We start from the raw sequence: 17,605 nt of genomic DNA, 5'->3' as shown, positions 1-17,605 counted from the left end.
CGATGGTAGTGTGGGGTTTCCCCATGTGAGAGTAGGTCATCGTCAAGATTAAATTGCAGAACCCCGTTTGCGTAAGCAGACGGGGTTTTGTCTTTGCGCGCAAGAAAAATATCTGTGCATGCAGATTGATCGCTGACGCCCTCTGTTAGTCTTCTCCCTCTCCAAATGCCAAGGAAGCAGCTATGCCGGTGACATCCAACCTCAACCCTGGATTCATGGTGGTTCATGGCAACCGTCTGGATGAGCTGCGCAGTCTGGTGGTGTCCTGGATGCGACGCTATCCACTGACACCGCTGGAGAACGAGGTCGCGCTGGTACAGAGCAACGGTATTGCCCAGTGGCTGAAACTGGCTCTGGCGGAAGATGCTCTGGATGACGATCAGGGTGGATGCGGCATTGCCGCTGCTGTCGATGTACAGCTTCCCGGTACGTTCATGTGGCAGCTTTATCGCGCCGTACTGGGCAAGGACGAAATCCCGGCGACATCGCTGCTCGACAAGGCGCCGCTGACCTGGCGTTTGATGCGGCTGCTGCCTGCCTTGATCGACCAGCCGCATTTCGAACCATTGAGACGTTTCCTGACGGACGACAGCGACTTGCGCAAACGCTATCAGTTGTCGGAGCGCCTGGCCGACCTGTTCGACCAATATCAGGTGTATCGCGCCGACTGGCTGGAAGACTGGGCTGCCGGCAGGCATCAATTGAAAAATGTCCGCGGCGAAATAAAGCCACTCAAGCCGGAAAACTGCTGGCAGGCGGAGTTGTGGCGCGCGTTGCTGCACGACGTCGGTGAGGAGGGCATGGCGCAGAGCCGTGCCGGCGTGCATCAGCGCTATCTGGAACGCATCAAGTCGTTGAGCGAAGCCCCTGCCGGATTGCCTGCCCGAGTCATCGTGTTCGGTATTTCTTCATTGCCGGCTCAAGCGCTGGAGGCGCTGGCTGCACTGGCTCGTTTCAGCCAGGTGGTGCTATGCGTGCATAACCCTTGCCGCCACCACTGGGCGGATATCGTTGCCGATAAAGACCTGCTGCGCCACGAGTACAAACGCCAGTCGCGCAAGGCCGGCATGCCGGTGGTGCTCAATCCCGATTCGTTGCACCAACACGCCCACCCGTTGCTGGCTGCCTGGGGCAAACAGGGGCGTGACTACATCAACCTGCTCGACAGCCATGATGATCCCGACAGCTATCGTTCGGTGTTCCGTGACGGGCGTATCGACCTGTTCAGCGACAACGATCCGCAGACCCTGCTCAACCAGTTGCAGGACGACATCCTCGAACTGCGGCCGCTGGGCGAAACCCGCGATCGATGGCCTGCCGTCGATCTCAAGCAAGACCGCTCGATTCGCTTCCACGTTGCCCACAGCGCCCAGCGCGAAGTCGAGATCCTCCACGATCAATTGCTTGCCCGCTTCAGCAACGATCCAAACTTGCGCCCCCGTGACGTGATCGTCATGGTGCCCGATATCGACAGCTACGCGCCGCATATCCGCGCGGTGTTTGGTCAGCTGGATCGTGACGACAAACGCTTCATTCCATTCACGCTCGCCGACCAGGGCCAGCGCGGCCGCGAACCGCTGCTGATTGCCGTCGAGCATCTGCTGAAAATCCCCGACAGCCGTTTCCCCGTCAGTGAAATTCTCGACTTGCTGGACGTACCGGCCCTGCGCCTGCGGTTCGGTATCGATGAGCGCGATCTGCCGACCTTGCACCGCTGGATCGAAGGCGCGGGCGTACGCTGGGGCCTCAATGCCCGGCAGAGGGAAGGGTTGGGGCTCCCCCAGGCGCTGGAACAGAACAGCTGGCATTTCGGTTTGCGCCGCATGCTGCTGGGCTATGCCGTCGGTGCAGGGAGTGCCTACGACGGCATTGAGCCGTACGATGAAATCGGCGGTCTGGATGCCGCGCTGATCGGCCCGCTGGTGGCGTTGATCGACGCCTTGCAGGTCGCCCATGACGAGCTGTCGCAACCGGCCACGCCAGCGGTGTGGGGCGCGCGGCTGCAAGCCATCATGCAGTTGTTCTTCACCGCCGACAGCGAACATGACGACTACCTGCTCGGTCAGTTGGAGGTGCTGCGGGAAACCTGGCTGGAAACCTGCGAATCGGTCGGCCTGCAAGAAGTGCTTCCATTGACCGTGGTGCGTGAGGCCTGGCTGGCAGGTCTGGATCAGGGCCGTCTGTCCCAGCGTTTTCTCGCGGGTTCGGTGAATTTCTGCACGCTGATGCCGATGCGTGCCATTCCCTTCAAAGTGGTCTGCCTGCTGGGCATGAACGATGGCGATTACCCGCGCGCGCAGCCGCCGCTGGATTTCGACCTGATGGGCAGCGATTACCGTCCCGGCGACCGTTCGCGTCGTGAGGATGACCGCTATCTTTTGCTGGAAGCACTGCTCTCCGCCCGTGATCAGCTTTACATCAGTTGGGTCGGGCGCAGCATTCGCGACAACTCCGAGCGCCCGGCGTCGGTGCTGATCGGCCAGTTGCGTGATCACCTGGCCAGCGGTTGGCGACTGATCGAAGCCGTGGAGCCGGTGGACCAACACAAGCACGATCCGGGACAGCAGTTGCTGCATAAGTTGACCCTCGAACATCCATTGCAGCCGTTCAGTTCGAAGTATTTCCAGGAAAACCTGGATTTCTTCAGCTTTGCCCGTGAATGGCAGGTGCTGCATGAAGCCACCGCCGATCTCGCCGTAGCCGAACCTTTGGTAAAGCACGAGCAGGAAGAGCCGCTGAGCCTTGCGCAATTGCAGGATTTTCTGCGCAACCCGGTCAAACACTTCTTCAACCAGCGGCTGAAAATCTTCTTTGAAGTCAGCGAAGCACCGTTGGCCGACGAGGAGCCGTTCGTACTCGATGCCCTTGAGCGCTACAGCCTCAGCGACAGCCTGCTACAGGCCGCCTTGGGTGAGCCGGAGCACATCGAAGTTTCGCTGCGCGCTCAGGCTGGCCGTCTGCAAGCCAGCGGGTTGTTGCCGATGGCCGGCTTCGGCACACTGCTGCAGGATGAATTGATCGAGCCTCTGCCGGATCTGTTGCAGCGTCATCAAGACCTGCTGTTGCAGTGGCCGGAGCGGTTGCACAGCGCGCTGCCGGTCAATTGGGCGTATCAGGGCATCGAACTGGATGGCTGGCTCGATGGGCTGTATCGCAGCACCGAAGGGCAGCTGTTGGCAGTCACGGCGGTGCCGAACGCGATTGGTGGGAAGAAGAGCCGCAAATGGCATCGCCTGATCAAGCCCTGGGTCAATCATCTGGTGGCCTGCGCCTGCAACCTGCCGCTGACCACCGCGCTGGTGGCCAGCGACGACACGCTACTCCTGCCTCCGCTGGACAGAGACACGGCGGCGAATACCCTGAACGATCTGCTGCTGGCCTGGCAACACGGTATGCAGCGACCGCTGCCGGTCGCGGTAAGAACGGCATTCGCCTGGCTCGGACAGACCGACGAAACCAAAGCCGAAGCCGCTGCGCGCAAAGCCTACGACGGCGACGGTCAGACCAGCGATGGTGAGCGGGTGCAGAGCACCGCACTGTTGCGGCAATTCCCCGATTTCGACGCCTTGTTGGCCAGCGAAGAGTTCGTCGGCTGGTGCGAGTCGCTGTACAAACCGATATTCGACGCGCCCTGGCAATCCCTGTCCAGCGAGGAGGCCGGAGCATGAGCAACCCACAACAACCCCTGGCGCTGCGTTTCCCGCTCAAAGGCAGCCAGTTGATCGAAGCCAGTGCCGGCACCGGCAAGACGTTCACCATTTCGGCGCTGTACCTGCGCCTGGTGTTGGGACATGGCGGCGACGCCGCAGGCTTTGGCCGTGAGCTTCTGCCGCCGCAGATTCTGGTGGTGACCTTCACCGATGCGGCGACCAAAGAACTGCGCGACCGTATTCGCACCCGTCTGGCCGAAGCCGCCCGGTTTTTCCGCGAAGAGATTGAAGCACCCGACGCATTGATCGCCGAGCTGCGCAACAGCTTTGCCGACGAACACTGGAGCGCTTGTGCAGGACGGCTGGACATCGCGGCGCAGTGGATGGACGAGGCGGCGGTTTCGACCATCCACAGCTGGTGCCAACGCATGCTGCGTGAGCACGCTTTCGACAGTGGCAGCCTGTTCACCCAGAGCCTGGAAACCGACCACAGCGACCTGCTGGGCGAGGTGCTGCGCGATTACTGGCGGACCTTCTGCTACCCCATGAGCGGCGACGCCCTGAACTGGGTGCGTGACAACTGGGGCGGGCCGGCAGCGCTGTTGCCAAGGGTGCGTGCGTTGTTTGGCCGTTCGCGGGCGAGCGTTACTCAAGAGCCGGCGCAACTGATCGAAGCCTCGGTGCAACAACGGCGTGAAGCCTTGCAGGCGTTGAAGTCGCCCTGGGCCGAATGGGCTGCCCAGCTGTACGCCATTTGCCTCGACGGGGTGAAGGCCAAGACCGTCGACGGGCGCAAGATGCAGGAGCGTTACTTCAAGCCATGGTTCGACAAGCTGATCGCCTGGGCCAATGACGAGCAACAGGAATATCTGGACCTCGGCACCGGCTTCACTCGCCTGACGCCCGACGGCATGGCCGAAGCCTGGAAAGGCACGCCACCCGATCACCCGGCACTCGACGCCATGGTCCTGCTGAAAGATGCGCTAGACAGCCTGCCGACCCCTGACGCAGCCGTGCTGGAGCATGCGGCGCAGTGGGTGGGCGATCGCTTTGAAGAAGAGAAGCGCCGCCGTGCGGAAATGGGTTTCGACGACATGCTGTTGCGCCTCGATGCCGCGCTCCACGGACCTGCGGGAGAGCGCCTGGCAACCTTGATTCGCGAGCAGTTTCCGGTCGCGCTGATTGACGAATTCCAGGACACCGACCCGGTGCAGTACCGGATCTTCGACAGCATCTACCGTCTCGAAGCCAACGATGAAAGCACCGGACTGTTCCTGATCGGCGACCCCAAACAGGCGATCTACGCCTTCCGCGGCGCCGATATCTACACCTACCTGAAGGCGCGTTACGCGACCGAAGGGCGGCTGCATACGTTGGGTACCAACTTCCGTTCCAGCCATGGCATGGTCGACGCGGTGAACCATGTTTTCCAGCGTGCCGAGGACGCTGCGATGGGGCGCGGTGCGTTTCTGTTCCGCAGTGCCGAGGGCAACCCGGTGCCGTTTCTGCCGGTGGCGTCACAAGGGCGCAAAGAGCATTTCCAGGTGGACGGTCAAAACGTCGCCGCGCTGAATGTCTGGCAGCTTGCCAGTGATCAGGCCGTGTCCGGCACGTTGTATCGGCAACAGTTGGCGGCCAGTTGCGCCAGCGAAATCGTGCGCTTGCTCAACGGTGGGCAGCAGGGCCGTGCCGGCTTTGCCAAAGACGGTGAAGCGCTGCGCGGTGTGCTACCCGCCGACATCGCGATTCTGGTGCGTGACGGCAGGGAAGCGCAGGCCGTGCGCGGCGAACTGTCGGCGCGAGGGGTCCGCAGTGTCTACCTGTCGGACAAGGATTCGGTGTTTGCCGCCCAAGAGTCGCAAGACCTGCTGGCATGGCTGAAGGCCTGTGCCGAGCCGGATGCCGAACGCATCCTGCGCGCTGCGCTGGCGAGCATCACCCTCGATCTGCCGCTGGCCGAACTGGAGCGGCTGAATCAGGACGAACTGGCGTGGGAAAACCGCGTGCTGCAGTTCCGTGAGTACCGCCGCATCTGGCGTACCCAAGGGGTGCTGCCGATGCTGCGTCGTCTGCTGCACGACTTCCGTCTGCCCCAGACGCTGATCCGGCGCAGCGACGGCGAGCGGGTGCTGACCAACCTGCTGCATTTGTCGGAGCTGATGCAACAGGCCGCTGCCGAACTGGATGGCGAGCAGGCGTTGATTCGCCATCTGAGCGAACATCTGGCGCTGTCGGGGCAGGCCGGTGAAGAACAGATTTTGCGTCTGGAAAGCGACGAGCAACTGGTCAAGGTGGTGACCATCCACAAGTCCAAGGGCCTGGAATACCCGCTGGTGTTCCTGCCGTTCATTTGCTCGTTCAAACCAGTGGATGGCAGCCGTTTGCCCCTGCATTTCCACGACGCCGACGGCCAGGCACACATCAGCCTGCAACCGACCGCTGCACTGATCGAGCAGTCAGACGACGAGCGTCTGGCCGAAGACCTGCGTCTGCTCTACGTGGCGTTGACCCGCGCGCAACACGCCTGCTGGCTGGGCGTGGCCGACCTCAAGCGCGGTAACGCCGGCGGTTCGGTCCTGCATCGTTCGGCGCTGGGCTACCTGCTGGGTGGCGGGGCAGCGCTGGTCGAATCGACGGGATTGAGTGACTGGCTGCAAGCGCTGGCGAACGACAAGGCGGTGATTCACATCGACACCGTTCCCGAGCCCACCACTGAAACGTTCAGCGCGCCGCGCAATGTCGCCGCCCTGAGCAAGCCGCGCCTGCCTCGACGCAGCGCCAGAGAGAATTGGTGGATCGCTTCCTACAGTGCGCTGCGCATCGGCGACACCATCACCGACAGCGGCGATCAGTCTCCCGACAGTGCCCAGGCGCAAAAGCTGTTCGACGACGAACGCCTCGACCCCGATGCGCCGCGAGAGGTCCCGGCCAGTGGCGGCGATATCCATCGCTTCCCACGCGGGCCGAACCCCGGCACCTTTTTGCACGGCTTGCTGGAATGGGCCGGGCAGGAAGGGTTTGCCGCCGCGGCCAGCGATCCCAAAGCGCTGGAGAAAGCCATCGCCCGACGCTGCAACCGACGTGGCTGGGAAGGCTGGATCAGCACTTTGAACGACTGGCTGCGGCACCTGCTGGATGTGCCGCTGCGGCTCGCGCCTGACGATGAGCCCGTGGCGTTGCGGGCGCTGGATCAACCGAACCAGTACCGGGTCGAGATGGAGTTCTGGTTTGCCTGTTCCCATGTCGAGGTCGCGCAACTGGATGCGCTGGTGCGCCGTTTCACCCACAACGGCGCTCCTCGCGCGGCGGCGGAAACCGTGGCGCTGAACGGCATGTTCAAGGGTTTCATCGACCTGACCTTCGAGCATCAGGGCCGCTATTACGTGGCGGACTACAAATCCAACTGGCTGGGTGCCGACGACGAGGCCTATACGCAACTGGCCATGGAGGGCGCGATTCTGGACAACCGCTACGACCTGCAATATGTGCTCTATCTGCTGGCGTTGCACCGGCAACTTAAAGCGCGGCTGCCGGACTACGACTATGACCGGCACATGGGCGGCGCGCTGTATCTGTTCGTGCGCGGCAGTCGTTCGGCGAGCCAAGGTGCCTGGTTCACCCGGCCACCGCGTGAGTTGATCGAGAGCCTCGATCAGCTGTTTCAGGGCCGTGCCCTGACCCAGGACGACGTGTTGTCAGGAGAACTCGCATGAGCCGTACCTTCGCTGAATTGCTGCCGACGCCGCTGGATGCCGAGAGCCTGGCTGCACTGCAGCCGCTGACCCGCGTGGCCGATCTGTTGCTGTTGTTGCAGCGCTGGGTCGAGCGCGGCTGGTTGCGCGCGCTGGACAAGGCCTTCGTGGCGTTCCTTGCCGAGATTGATCCGACAGCGGACTCGCTGGTGCTGCTGGCGGCGGCATTGACCAGCCACCAACTGGGTCACGGCCACGTTTGCCTGGACTTGTACGAAACACTCAAAGAACCGGATTTCGCCCTGTCGTTGCCGCCGGAAGGCGACGTGCTGTCGACGCCGATGCTGCTGCCGTCGGCGCTGCTCAAGACGCTGGACGGTGCGTCCTGGTGCAAGGCACTGGCGGCCAGCACGCTGGTTGCAGCGGCAGGCGACAACAGCGAGGCGGCGGCACAGAAGCCATTGGTGCTGGTGGAGCGGCGCCTGTACCTGCGCCGCTACTGGACGTATGAACGGCGCATCGATGCCGCGCTGCGTCGTCGTCTGGCACAAGGGGAGCCGGCGCCGGAAGATCTGGCTGCCCGCCTGGATGGGTTGTTCGGTGCGGCCAGCTCGGCGCCTGACGCTCAGATCGACTGGCAGAAGCTGGCCTGTGCGCTGGCGACCCGGGGTGCGTTCAGCATCATCACCGGTGGTCCCGGCACCGGCAAGACCACCACCGTCGTGCGTCTGCTGGCGTTGCTGCAATCGCCGGCGGTGGAGCGCGGCCAGCCTCTGCGCATTCGTCTCGCGGCACCGACCGGCAAGGCGGCGGCGCGGCTGACCGAATCCATCAGCCTGCAGGTGCGCTCGCTTGAAGTACCGGACAACGTCAAAGAGAAAATCCCCAGCGACGTGACCACGGTCCACCGTCTGTTGGGCAGTCGTCCCGGCACCCGGCACTTCCGTCATCACGCCGGCAACCCGCTGCCGCTGGACGTGCTGGTGGTCGATGAAGCGTCGATGATCGACCTGGAGATGATGGCCAACCTGCTGGATGCCTTGCCGCCCCACGCGCGCATGGTGCTGCTTGGCGACAAGGACCAATTGGCTTCGGTGGAAGCCGGTGCGGTGCTGGGGGATCTGTGTCGCGACGCCGAGGCCGGGATGTACAGCCCGCAGACTCAAGCCTGGCTGACCTCGGCCAGCGGCGAGAACATGGGCCGCAGCGGTTTGCAGTCCGGTGACGACGTGCAGCACGCGCTGGCGCAGCAAGTGGTGATGCTGCGTCACTCTCGACGTTTCGGCGCGGGCAGCGGCATCGGTCAGCTGGCGAAGGCGGTCAACCAGCAGCAGGATCAGGAGGCGCGAGCGCTGCTCGGCGATACCCGCTTTAAGGACCTGTATTCGGAGAAAGTCAGCGAGCACGACCGCACCTTTGCACGGTTGGTCATCAAGGGCCATGGCGATGGGCCGCAGGGCTATCAGCATTACTTGGATGTCATGAACCGACAGCGGCCGCAGGATCTGGCCACCATTGAAGATCCACGCTGCGTCGAGTGGGCGCGCAAGGTTCTGGATGCTTTCGATGAATTCCAGTTGCTCTGCGCCGTGCGCAAGGGCGACTGGGGTGTGGAGGGCTTGAACCAGCGCATCACCGGGATTCTGTTCAACGCCGGGCTGATCGAGAGTGATCAGCAATGGTACGAAGGCCGCCCGGTGCTGATGACCCGCAACGACTACGGGCTGGGCTTGATGAACGGCGACATCGGCATTGCACTGCGTTTGCCGGAGGGTGCACCCGAGGAAAACCGGCAGGCATTGCGTGTGGCGTTTCCGCGTAACGACGGCAGCGGCGGGGTGCGCTTCGTGCTGCCGAGCCGGCTCAACGATGTGGAAACGGTGTACGCGATGACCGTGCACAAATCCCAGGGCTCGGAGTTCGCCCACACCGCACTGATGCTGCCCGACGCGCTCAACCCGGTGCTGACCAAGGAGCTGATCTACACCGGCATTACCCGGGCCAAGAATTGGTTCACGCTGATCGAGCCGCGGCAAGGGGTGTTCGAAGAAGCGGTGCGGCGCAAGGTCAAGCGGCTGAGTGGGTTGATGCTGGAGGTGTGAATGCGCCGGCCACGTCACGCCGGGCATCGAATTGTGGGAGGGAGCCCTGCTCGCGAAAGCGCCGGGTCAGTCAACATCGTAGCGGTTGATCTGACGCATTCGCGAGCAGGGCTCCCTCCCACAGGATCGCTGTCAGCCACAAGTTTTGTGGATTGCCGCCAAACCTGTAGGAGTGAGCTCTGCTCGCGATGGCGGTGTGTCAGTCAGCGCGATATTGCCGGATCCGACGCCTAAGACAGTTGGCCCTCTCCCACAGGTTTTGTGCATGGGCCGGGATGTGGCGTCGTTTATTCAGCCCTTATCAAGTCGCACAAAACGAATTACCCAACTCCACCCGGCCAAAGCTGGCGCCTTCGGTCAGCGGGGTGATCGCCAGCATCTGGTCCATGCGCACTTCGCCGATGTCGTCGGCGAACAGCAGAAATTCTTCCTTGCTCGGCGCGGTGCGGGTGGTCAGCGGTGTGCCTTCGAAGGTCGTGCCGTCGACCAGCTCGACCTTCAACCGGTAACGGTGCATGCAAGCGATCTCCAGATAGTCATAGAGATCGCAACTCAGTGGCGTGTAGTTGTCCATGTCGGGCTCCGGGGCGGCGTGGCGGTGCTATCGCAGTTGCTCCACGATAGCCGCTCACGCTTCCTTGCGCACCGGCTCCGGCTGAGCGGCCAGAGCGTCGAGGCCCATGAATTTGCGCACCCGCTCGCCACACTGATCGGCCAGGATGGCCTGCGGCGAGGCGTCCACCTGCACCAGACCGTTTTCCATGAAAATCACCCGGTCGGAAATCGACAGGGCGAAGTCCATTTCGTGGGTGACGATCAGCATGGTCATGCCTTCTTTCGCCAGGTCGGCGATGACCTTGAGTACGTCGCCCACCAGTTCCGGATCCAGCGCTGAAGTCGGTTCGTCGAACAGCATGACCTGCGGGTCCATCGCCAGCGCACGGGCAATCGCCACACGCTGCTGCTGGCCGCCGGACAGCTGATGCGGGTATTTGTGGGCATGGGCCAGCAGGCCGACCTTGTCCAGCAGGGCATAGGCACGCTGTTCGCTGATGGCCTTGTCACGACCGTGATAACGCGGCGCCAGGGTCACGTTGTCGAGGATGGTGCGGTGCGGGAACAGGTTGAAGTTCTGGAACACCATGCCGATGCGCTGCACGCCACGGCGGATCTGCGGGGCGTTGGGGCTGTCGCCGGCATGAATGAAGCCTTCGCCGAACAGGATGATTTCGCCCTGGTCGATGCTCTCAAGGCTGTTCACCGTGCGGATCAGCGACGTCTTGCCCGAGCCCGACGGGCCGATGATGGAAATCACCTGGCCGCTGTTCACTTCCAGATTGATGCCCTTGAGCACATGGTGCTGGCCGTAGCTCTTGTGAATGTCGACCAGTTGCAGCGCCGGTGCCGTACCAGGGCCGGCATCCGTGCGACGGGCCTTGCCCGGCTGTGCGACAAGGCTGCCACGCAGGCGGCTCAGGGCACTGTCATCAAGGGTTTGTGGCTTGCGGTTGTTCAGCTCCAGATGCTGCTCCAGCCAGTGGAACAGCCAGCCGAACACGGTGACGATCATCACGTAATACACCGCCACCGCCGACAGGGTTTCCATCACCAGGAAGTTCTGCGCGTACAGGCGCTGGCCGACGGTGAGCAGTTCGGTGAGGGAAATCACCGACACCAGCGAGGTCAGTTTCACCACGGTGATGTATTCGTTGATCAGGGTCGGCAGAGAGATGCGGAACGCCTGCGGAATCACGATCAGTCGCTGCATGCCGATCAGGCCGATGCCCAGCGCCCGGCCGGCCTCCTTCTGGCCTTTGGCGACCGAAATCAGCCCGCCGCGATGGATCTCCGCCATGTACGCCGCTTCAGTGACCACCAGCGCCAGCAGTCCGGAATAGAACGGGTTGGACAGCACCTCGCGGGTGACCGGAAACATCTGCGGCAGGTTGTAGGTGAACACCACTAGCACCAGCAGCGGGACACTGCGGAAGAACCAGATATAAATCGACGCGGGCACGCTGATCCAGCGCGCGGTCGAGAGTTTCGCCGAGGCCAGCAGGAAACCCAGCAGCATGCCGATGAACCAGCCCAGCGCGCTGAGCTCGATCACCGTGATGCAGGATTCCCAGAAGTCGGCGACCGAGAACAGCGAAAAAAAGTAGGACCATTCGAATTGCATACACACACCTCAGCGGGCAGGCCCTACGGGCAATCCCTCGTCAAACGTGAGCCCCTGTAGGAGTGAGCTTGCCCGCGATTGCATTCTTCCAGACACATAAGTGGTGTCTGATACAACGCATCGCGAGCAGGCTCACTCCTACAAGGGATGAAGCGTCAGCCTCAGTTACTCGGCTCTTCCAGGTTGTACTTCTTCAGCAGCGCTGCGTACTCACCGGATTTCTTGGTTTCGTCGAAGGCCTTGAGCAGCGCCTGATACAGCTCGTCGTTGCCCTTCTTCACGTAGATGCCGAGGGTTTGCTGATAGATCGAATGCTCGGTGCTGACCACTACGCGGCCCTTGGTGCGTTCGGCGATCATGCCGGCGGCGCCGTCGATTTCCACCTGTGCCTGAACGTTGCCGGACAGCAGCGCCTGGGTCACTTCCGGCGCCGACGGGAACTCGCTGACCGAGATCGCGCCTTTGCCGCCCGGCACGCAGGTTTCGGCAGACAGCTTGTTGAACTGGGCGACCCAGGTGGTGCCTTTTTCCAGGCCGATCTTCAGGCCGCAGAGGTCTTCCGGCACCTTGGGTTTCACCGGGCTGTCCTTGAGCACCATGATCGCCGCGCCGGTCTTGGCGTAGGCGATGGTTTGCGCCTGGGTCTGGCGCTCAGGGGTGATGTACATGCCGGAAATGATCGCGTCGTAGTGACCGGCATTGAGGCTGAGGATCAGGCTGGAGAACTTGGTGTCGACGAAGTCGGCCTTGAGGTTCATGTGCTTGGCCAGCAGGTGCGACAGTTCAGGGTCGGAGCCGACGACGTTTTTCTTCTCGTCGTAGGACTCGAACGGCGGGTAGGTGATCTCCATGCCGACCTTGAACTGGCCGGGTGTCACCGTGGTAGCGGCCTGGGCCACGGTACCGAATACGGAAGCGCCAAGTACGGCGGTGGCAAGAACGCTCAGGCGAACAACAGTGTTCAGGGTATTGCGCATCGTCGATGACTCCACGTCAGGAAGGTAAGGCACGGTTGGTCTGGAAAAATCGGTCAGGCTCGTGAGCGGGCGTCGCATCAGGACGGCTCCTGTGCCTGATTCTTCAAATGGCCGAAGCTCGAAGGCTTGCGGGCTTTTTCGTACAACTTGAGTTCGCCACTCTCGACCTTGCGCCGCAGGTACTGGTAGGTCTGCAAGGCCTGGCCGAACATGTGTTCGCCGATGGTGATTTCCTCGTAGGCCTGGCTGCCGTCCTCGCTGCTCTGGTTCATGAAGGCCGGCAGCGGCTTGATCTGCGTATGGAAATCACAGGCAAAGAACAGCGGAAAGGAATAGCGCTCCTCGCTGACGGTGCGTACCCGGTGAGCCGTAGCAACGAACGTACCAGCGGTCATCACCTCCAGCATGTCGCCGATGTTGACCACGAAAGCGCCTTCCACCGGCGGAGCGTCGATCCACTGGCCCAGATCGTTCATCACCTCAAGCCCCGGCTTGTCCGCCAGCAGCATGGTGAAGCACTCGTAATCGGTGTGTGCACCAATACCGGGCGCATCCTGCGCGGCGCCGTCGAACGGGTAATGGATCAGGCGCAGCTTGGACGGCGGGCGAGTGACCATCGGGTCGAAGTAGCCTTCTTCCAGACCCAGCGCCAGGGCAAAGCCGTCGAACAGCGTGCGACCGAGGGCGAACACCGCGGCGTAATAGGCTTCCACTGCCGGACGGAAACCGGGCAGGTCAGGCCATTCGTTGGCGCCGATCAGCGGGGTCTTGGCGATCACCAGTGGGTCGTCGTCGCCGACTTCGAAACCGATGTCGAAGGCTTCCTTGTGATCCGGCTTGCCCTTGGAGTACACCTCTTCGCCTTCCGGCACGAAGCCCTTGTGGCTGCGCGACGTGCCGATGTAGTGCTGCATCTTGTAGTCCAGAGACTGGGCGAACAGGTCCTTGGCCGCCTGACGCAGGCCGGCGATCAACTCGGGGGCGATGCCGTGGTTCTTCACGTACAGAAAGCCCACCTCCCGCGCGGCCTTGCCCAGTTCGTCGGCCACGGCCTGGCGATGGGTGATGTCGGCGCTGAACAGACCGGCGATGTCGACCACCGGGATGCTGCTGAAATTGGCCACCTTCGGTGCTGCCGCAGTTGACTGATCAGGCATGGCGAAACGCTCCTTAACGGCTTGTTGTATGAGTAAAGCGCTGAAAGTGCTCACGTTCGGTTTTTGCCATCCACACGTTCAGCGACCACAGATCGGCCACCGGTACGTTGGTGAAGGGCAGGTGATGCAGGTAGCCGTCGGCGCCGAATTCCGGGGTCAGGGTGGTGACCTGATATCCGCGTGCCTGCTGGGCTTTCCAGATGGCTTCCCAGTGCTGCTGGTGGAAGGCCAGCTCGCGGGCCCGCTCGGGGGCGGCGGGGTGTGGGACTTGCGGGCCCTGGTCGTAGCCGACGCGGGCCTGAATGTGATGGACGCGCTCGACGAAGGCGCTGAGGTCGTCTTCCGGGTCGTCGAGCAGGCGCTCGCAAGTGACGATCCAGTGGCTGATGTCGCTGGTGAAGCGCAGGTCCGGCAATTGACGGATCAGTTCCAGCGTCACCCACGGGTTGAACAGCGACCGGGCGCGGTGAGTTTCGAAGGTAACGGTCTGGCCGTGCTTGCGCGCCAGTTCCAACGCCTGACCGAAGAATTCGACCTGCTGCGCCAGCGGCCAGCGGTCATTGCCGGGCAGCACGTTGACGAAACGCGGCGCCAGCTCGGTAGACCAGCCGAGTTTCTTGTCCAGATCGGTGAGGTGCTCGGCGACGGTGGCCGATTGTTCAGGGAGAACGTCGTAGGCGGTGAAGACGGTGGCGATGTAGGGCAGGTGATTGGCCCGCAGGAAGGCGCCAAACTCGGCACGCTCCACCGGCGTCAGCGGCAGGCGGGCTTCCATGCCATCGAAGCCGGCCCCCAGCAGCTCGTCCAGTGCCTGAGCCTTGCTGGCGGTGTAACCCCACATCGTGCGGAAGATTTCCAGTTTCATCGATCGTCCTCAAAGATTGCGTCATACGACTGACGTGCCGTGCGGCATGGCTCCGCCCCGGCGCGAACCGAAACGGGATACAGCGGCAGTCACATCTGAAAAAGGCAATCTTCGGGCCGTGTCTCTACTGGACGGGCTCCTTTATTGAGGCCGATCTTAGGTGCGGTTTTGGCGACGGAAGAATAGGAAAGCTCAAATGCATAGTTCAGAGATTTCTAAACTATGGTGGCGAGGTGCAATCTAGACCTTTGCACAGGGTCTGTAGGAGCTGGCTTGTCCTGCGAGCGGCTGCGCAGCAGTCGTAAAACCGGTCAACGCGGTGTGCCTGACTGACCGCGTTCGTAGGTTTTACTGCCGCTTCGTGCCAGCTCGCAGGACAAGCCAGCTCCCACAGGGGGCGGTGTCAGTCCACAAAACTCATCACTTCCGACTCCCCCAACAAAAACGCCTGATTCTTCTCGGTCGCGGTGCGGATGTAGTCCCACAACAATGTAATCCGCTTGAGCTTCCTCAGGTCCTCGCGGCAGTACATCCAGAACTGCCGGGTGATGTTCACTTCGCTTTCCAGCACTGGCAGCAGCCGTGAATCCTGTGCCGCGAGAAAGCAGGGCAGGATCGCCAGGGCGCGGCCTTGCAGGGCGGCAACGTATTGGGCGATGACGCTGGTGCTGCGCAGGTGGGCGTGGGCGCCGGGGAGCAGGTTGCTCAGGTAGAGCAGTTCGGAGCTGAAGGCCAGATCGTCGACGTAGCTGATGAACGGGTGTTCGCTGAGGTCGTCGACCTGTTTGATCGGCGCGTGGTTATCGAGGTATTCGCGGGTGGCGTACAGGCGCAGGTTGTAGTCGCACAGTTTGCAGCACACGTAGGGGCCGTGTTCCGGGCGTTCCAGAGCGATGACGATGTCGGCTTCGCGTTTGGACAGGCTGATGAAGTGCGGCAGCGGCAGGATGTCCACCGAGATCGCCGGGTAGGTGTCGGTGAAATGGCTGAGCTGCGGAGTAATGAAAAAGCTGCCGAAGCCTTCGGTGCAGCCCATGCGCACATGGCCCGAGAGGGCCACCCCGGAGCCGGACACTTGCTCGCAGGCGATGTGCAGGGTGCTCTCGATGGATTCGGCCGAACCCAGCAGGCGCTGCCCTTCGGCGGTCAGGACAAAGCCGTTATTACGGGACTTTTCGAACAGCAGGGTGCCCAGCGAGGCTTCCAGCGAATTGATCCGCCGCGACACGGTGGTGTAATCCACCGCCAGCCGCTTGGCCGCTGAACTGGCCTTGCGGGTGCGTGCCACTTCCAGAAAAAACTTCAGGTCATCCCAGTTGAGGGCACTCAGGGATGTGATGTTTTTTTGCATGTTGGACCTGCTTTTATGTGCGTTCTTGTTAGAAGTTTGCACATCTATACTCCGAAGCGCGGGCCGATCCAACTGGAACCCCAAGCGAACATCCCTTGTAGGAGCCGGCTTGCTGGCGAACCCGGTAGGTCAGTCGGCATCGTCGTTGCAGACAGGTCGCTTTCGCCAGCAAGCCGGCTCCCACCATTCAGCAATCTTTTCGAGACCGAGGTCAGACAGGACAAAACCGCATCACCCACACGCCATAACACCCTGCACAACAATAAATAAGCGGAGGAGTTTATGAAGCACGCGATTACCGTGGACGTCGGAGCTGCCAGCGCAGCCTCGACCAGCAAGCGCAAATCCTATCGCCTCGCCGGTGCGGCGAGCATGGCCGGCACCACCATCGAGTGGTACGACTTTTTCCTGTACGGCACGGCTGCCGCGCTGATCTTCAACAAAATCTTTTTTCCGGCGCTGGACCCTATCATCGGTGTACTGGCGGCGTTCGCCACCTATGCCGTGGGCTTTCTGGGGCGTCCGCTGGGCGGCATCGTCTTCGGTCATTTCGGTGACCGCATCGGGCGCAAATCCATGCTGCTGTTCACTCTGATGCTGATGGGGATTCCGACCATCATCATCGGCCTGATCCCCACTTATCAGCAGATCGGCTACTGGGCCGCCGTGTTGCTGGTGACCATGCGCTTCTTGCAGGGCATGGCGGTCGGCGGCGAATGGGGCGGGGCTGTGTTGATGGCGGTCGAGCACGCGCCGGAAGGCAAGAAAGGTTTCTACGGCAGCCTGCCACAAACCGGTGTGGGCGCCGGGCTGGTGCTGGCGTCGCTGGCGATGGGGCTAGTGGCGAAACTGCCGGAAGAGGACATGCTCAGTTGGGGCTGGCGCCTGCCGTTTCTGGCCAGCATCGTGCTGCTGGGGGTGGGCTGGCTGATTCGTCTGAAAGTCCCGGAATCGCCGGATTTCGAAAAGCTGAAAAAGGACAAGATCGCGGTCAAGGTGCCGCTGTTTCAGGTGTTCCGCAACCATCCTCGGGAAACCCTGACCATCATCGGCGCACGCACTGCCGAGAACGCCTGGTTCTACATGTCGGTGACGTTCGCCCTGGCCTACGCCGCCAACCAGTTGCAGATCCCTCGCGCCGACATTCTCAGCGCGATCACCGCCGGGGCGGCGCTGTCGCTGATCACCATGCCGTTGTGCGGGCACCTGTCCGACAAGGTCGGCCAGAAGCGCCTGTACTTCGCCGGACTGCTGTTGCTCTGCGCCTTCGTTTATCCGTTCTTCGCCATGCTCGGCACCCGCGAGCCGCAACTGGTCTGGTGGGCCATGGTGCTGGCGGTGGGCGTGGTGTTCCCGATTCTGTACGCGCCGGAATCGCTGCTGTTCGCCCGGCAGTTCCCGGCAGAAATCCGCTACAGCGGCATCTCGGTGTCGGTGCAACTGGCTGGCGTACTGGGCGGCGGCTTCGCTCCGATGATCGCCACGCAACTGTTGGCGGTCGGTGATGGCCGTCCGCATTACGTGATCGTTTACCTGCTGGGCATGGCCCTGGTGGCGCTGGTTTGCACGGCGATGATGAAGCGCGATCCGGTGAGAAGTTCGTCGGCCCGAATCTGATTATCGGCGCTGCCG

At 62.2% G+C, this 17,605-nt stretch carries 10 protein-coding genes; 4 read left to right on the top strand and 6 right to left on the bottom strand.

The annotated features are described in order from the left end of the window. Window positions 1–182 precede the first annotated feature (182 nt). The 3 genes from recC to recD are packed head-to-tail and all read left to right on the top strand — an operon-like array spanning window position 183 to window position 9,444. Entirely contained in the window at window positions 183–3,668 is a 3,486-nt protein-coding gene (gene recC, locus ACIPL0_RS19630; protein ID WP_400597766.1) for an exodeoxyribonuclease V subunit gamma, read from the top strand. Continuing rightward, window positions 3,665–7,363 carry an exodeoxyribonuclease V subunit beta gene (gene recB / locus ACIPL0_RS19625; RefSeq protein ID WP_400597768.1) on the top strand — a complete coding sequence of 1,233 codons (3,699 nt, stop codon included), beginning with the start codon at window positions 3,665–3,667 and terminating at the stop codon, window positions 7,361–7,363. The genes recC and recB overlap by 4 nt, the downstream gene beginning before the upstream one ends. Beyond that, on the top strand, window positions 7,360–9,444 hold the full coding sequence (gene recD, locus ACIPL0_RS19620) for an exodeoxyribonuclease V subunit alpha (RefSeq protein ID WP_400597770.1): 2,085 nt from the start codon (window positions 7,360–7,362) through the stop codon (window positions 9,442–9,444). The genes recB and recD overlap by 4 nt, the downstream gene beginning before the upstream one ends. A gap of 301 nt (window positions 9,445–9,745) precedes the next feature. On the opposite strand, the gene ACIPL0_RS19615 is transcribed toward recD, so the two are convergent. The 6 genes from ACIPL0_RS19615 to ACIPL0_RS19590 all read right to left on the bottom strand — a co-directional run bounded on the left by ACIPL0_RS19615 (window position 9,746) and on the right by ACIPL0_RS19590 (window position 15,973). Continuing rightward, window positions 9,746–10,018 (bottom strand): Rho-binding antiterminator, encoded by a 273-nt coding sequence (locus ACIPL0_RS19615; RefSeq protein WP_400597771.1) that lies wholly within the window; start codon window positions 10,016–10,018, stop codon window positions 9,746–9,748. Between the two features lie 54 nt (window positions 10,019–10,072). After that, the gene (locus ACIPL0_RS19610; RefSeq protein WP_400597773.1) at window positions 10,073–11,623 is read right to left on the bottom strand and encodes an amino acid ABC transporter permease/ATP-binding protein; all 1,551 of its coding nucleotides are present in this window, start codon (window positions 11,621–11,623) and stop codon (window positions 10,073–10,075) included. Window positions 11,624–11,784: 161 nt separating this feature from the next. Continuing rightward, complete coding sequence (locus tag ACIPL0_RS19605; protein ID WP_400597776.1) at window positions 11,785–12,600, bottom strand: ABC transporter substrate-binding protein; 816 nt, start codon at window positions 12,598–12,600, stop codon at window positions 11,785–11,787. A 77-nt stretch (window positions 12,601–12,677) separates the two neighbouring features. Then, window positions 12,678–13,757 (bottom strand): isopenicillin N synthase family dioxygenase, encoded by a 1,080-nt coding sequence (locus ACIPL0_RS19600; RefSeq protein WP_400597778.1) that lies wholly within the window; start codon window positions 13,755–13,757, stop codon window positions 12,678–12,680. A 13-nt stretch (window positions 13,758–13,770) separates the two neighbouring features. Next, entirely contained in the window at window positions 13,771–14,622 is an 852-nt protein-coding gene (locus ACIPL0_RS19595; protein WP_400597780.1) for a sugar phosphate isomerase/epimerase family protein, read from the bottom strand. A 403-nt stretch (window positions 14,623–15,025) separates the two neighbouring features. Then, window positions 15,026–15,973: a LysR family transcriptional regulator gene (locus tag ACIPL0_RS19590; protein ID WP_400597782.1), complete on the bottom strand. Its 948-nt coding sequence runs from the start codon at window positions 15,971–15,973 to the stop codon at window positions 15,026–15,028. Between the two features lie 282 nt (window positions 15,974–16,255). On the opposite strand from ACIPL0_RS19590, the gene ACIPL0_RS19585 reads away from it, so the two are divergent. Beyond that, a complete protein-coding gene (locus ACIPL0_RS19585; protein ID WP_400597784.1) occupies window positions 16,256–17,590 on the top strand; it encodes an MFS transporter in 1,335 nt (444 codons plus the stop codon). Window positions 17,591–17,605 lie beyond the last annotated feature (15 nt).

It is taken from the genome of Pseudomonas sp. NPDC090208 (assembly GCF_044746785.1).
In the GTDB taxonomy this organism is placed as follows: domain Bacteria; phylum Pseudomonadota; class Gammaproteobacteria; order Pseudomonadales; family Pseudomonadaceae; genus Aquipseudomonas.
The sequence above is the reverse complement of the archived record's forward strand: the minus strand, read 5'-3'. Positions and strand labels throughout refer to the sequence as shown.

Bases quoted from the DNA above. Each gene is read 5' to 3' on its own strand.
- recC (WP_400597766.1), top strand. From the start codon at position 183: ATGCCGGTGACATCCAACCTCAACCCTGGATTCATGGTGGTTCATGGC.
- recB (WP_400597768.1), top strand. From the start codon at position 3,665: ATGAGCAACCCACAACAACCCCTGGCGCTGCGTTTCCCGCTCAAAGGC.
- recD (WP_400597770.1), top strand. From the start codon at position 7,360: ATGAGCCGTACCTTCGCTGAATTGCTGCCGACGCCGCTGGATGCCGAG.
- ACIPL0_RS19615 (WP_400597771.1), bottom strand. From the start codon at position 10,018: ATGGACAACTACACGCCACTGAGTTGCGATCTCTATGACTATCTGGAG.
- ACIPL0_RS19610 (WP_400597773.1), bottom strand. From the start codon at position 11,623: ATGCAATTCGAATGGTCCTACTTTTTTTCGCTGTTCTCGGTCGCCGAC.
- ACIPL0_RS19605 (WP_400597776.1), bottom strand. From the start codon at position 12,600: ATGCGCAATACCCTGAACACTGTTGTTCGCCTGAGCGTTCTTGCCACC.
- ACIPL0_RS19600 (WP_400597778.1), bottom strand. From the start codon at position 13,757: ATGCCTGATCAGTCAACTGCGGCAGCACCGAAGGTGGCCAATTTCAGC.
- ACIPL0_RS19595 (WP_400597780.1), bottom strand. From the start codon at position 14,622: ATGAAACTGGAAATCTTCCGCACGATGTGGGGTTACACCGCCAGCAAG.
- ACIPL0_RS19590 (WP_400597782.1), bottom strand. From the start codon at position 15,973: ATGCAAAAAAACATCACATCCCTGAGTGCCCTCAACTGGGATGACCTG.
- ACIPL0_RS19585 (WP_400597784.1), top strand. From the start codon at position 16,256: ATGAAGCACGCGATTACCGTGGACGTCGGAGCTGCCAGCGCAGCCTCG.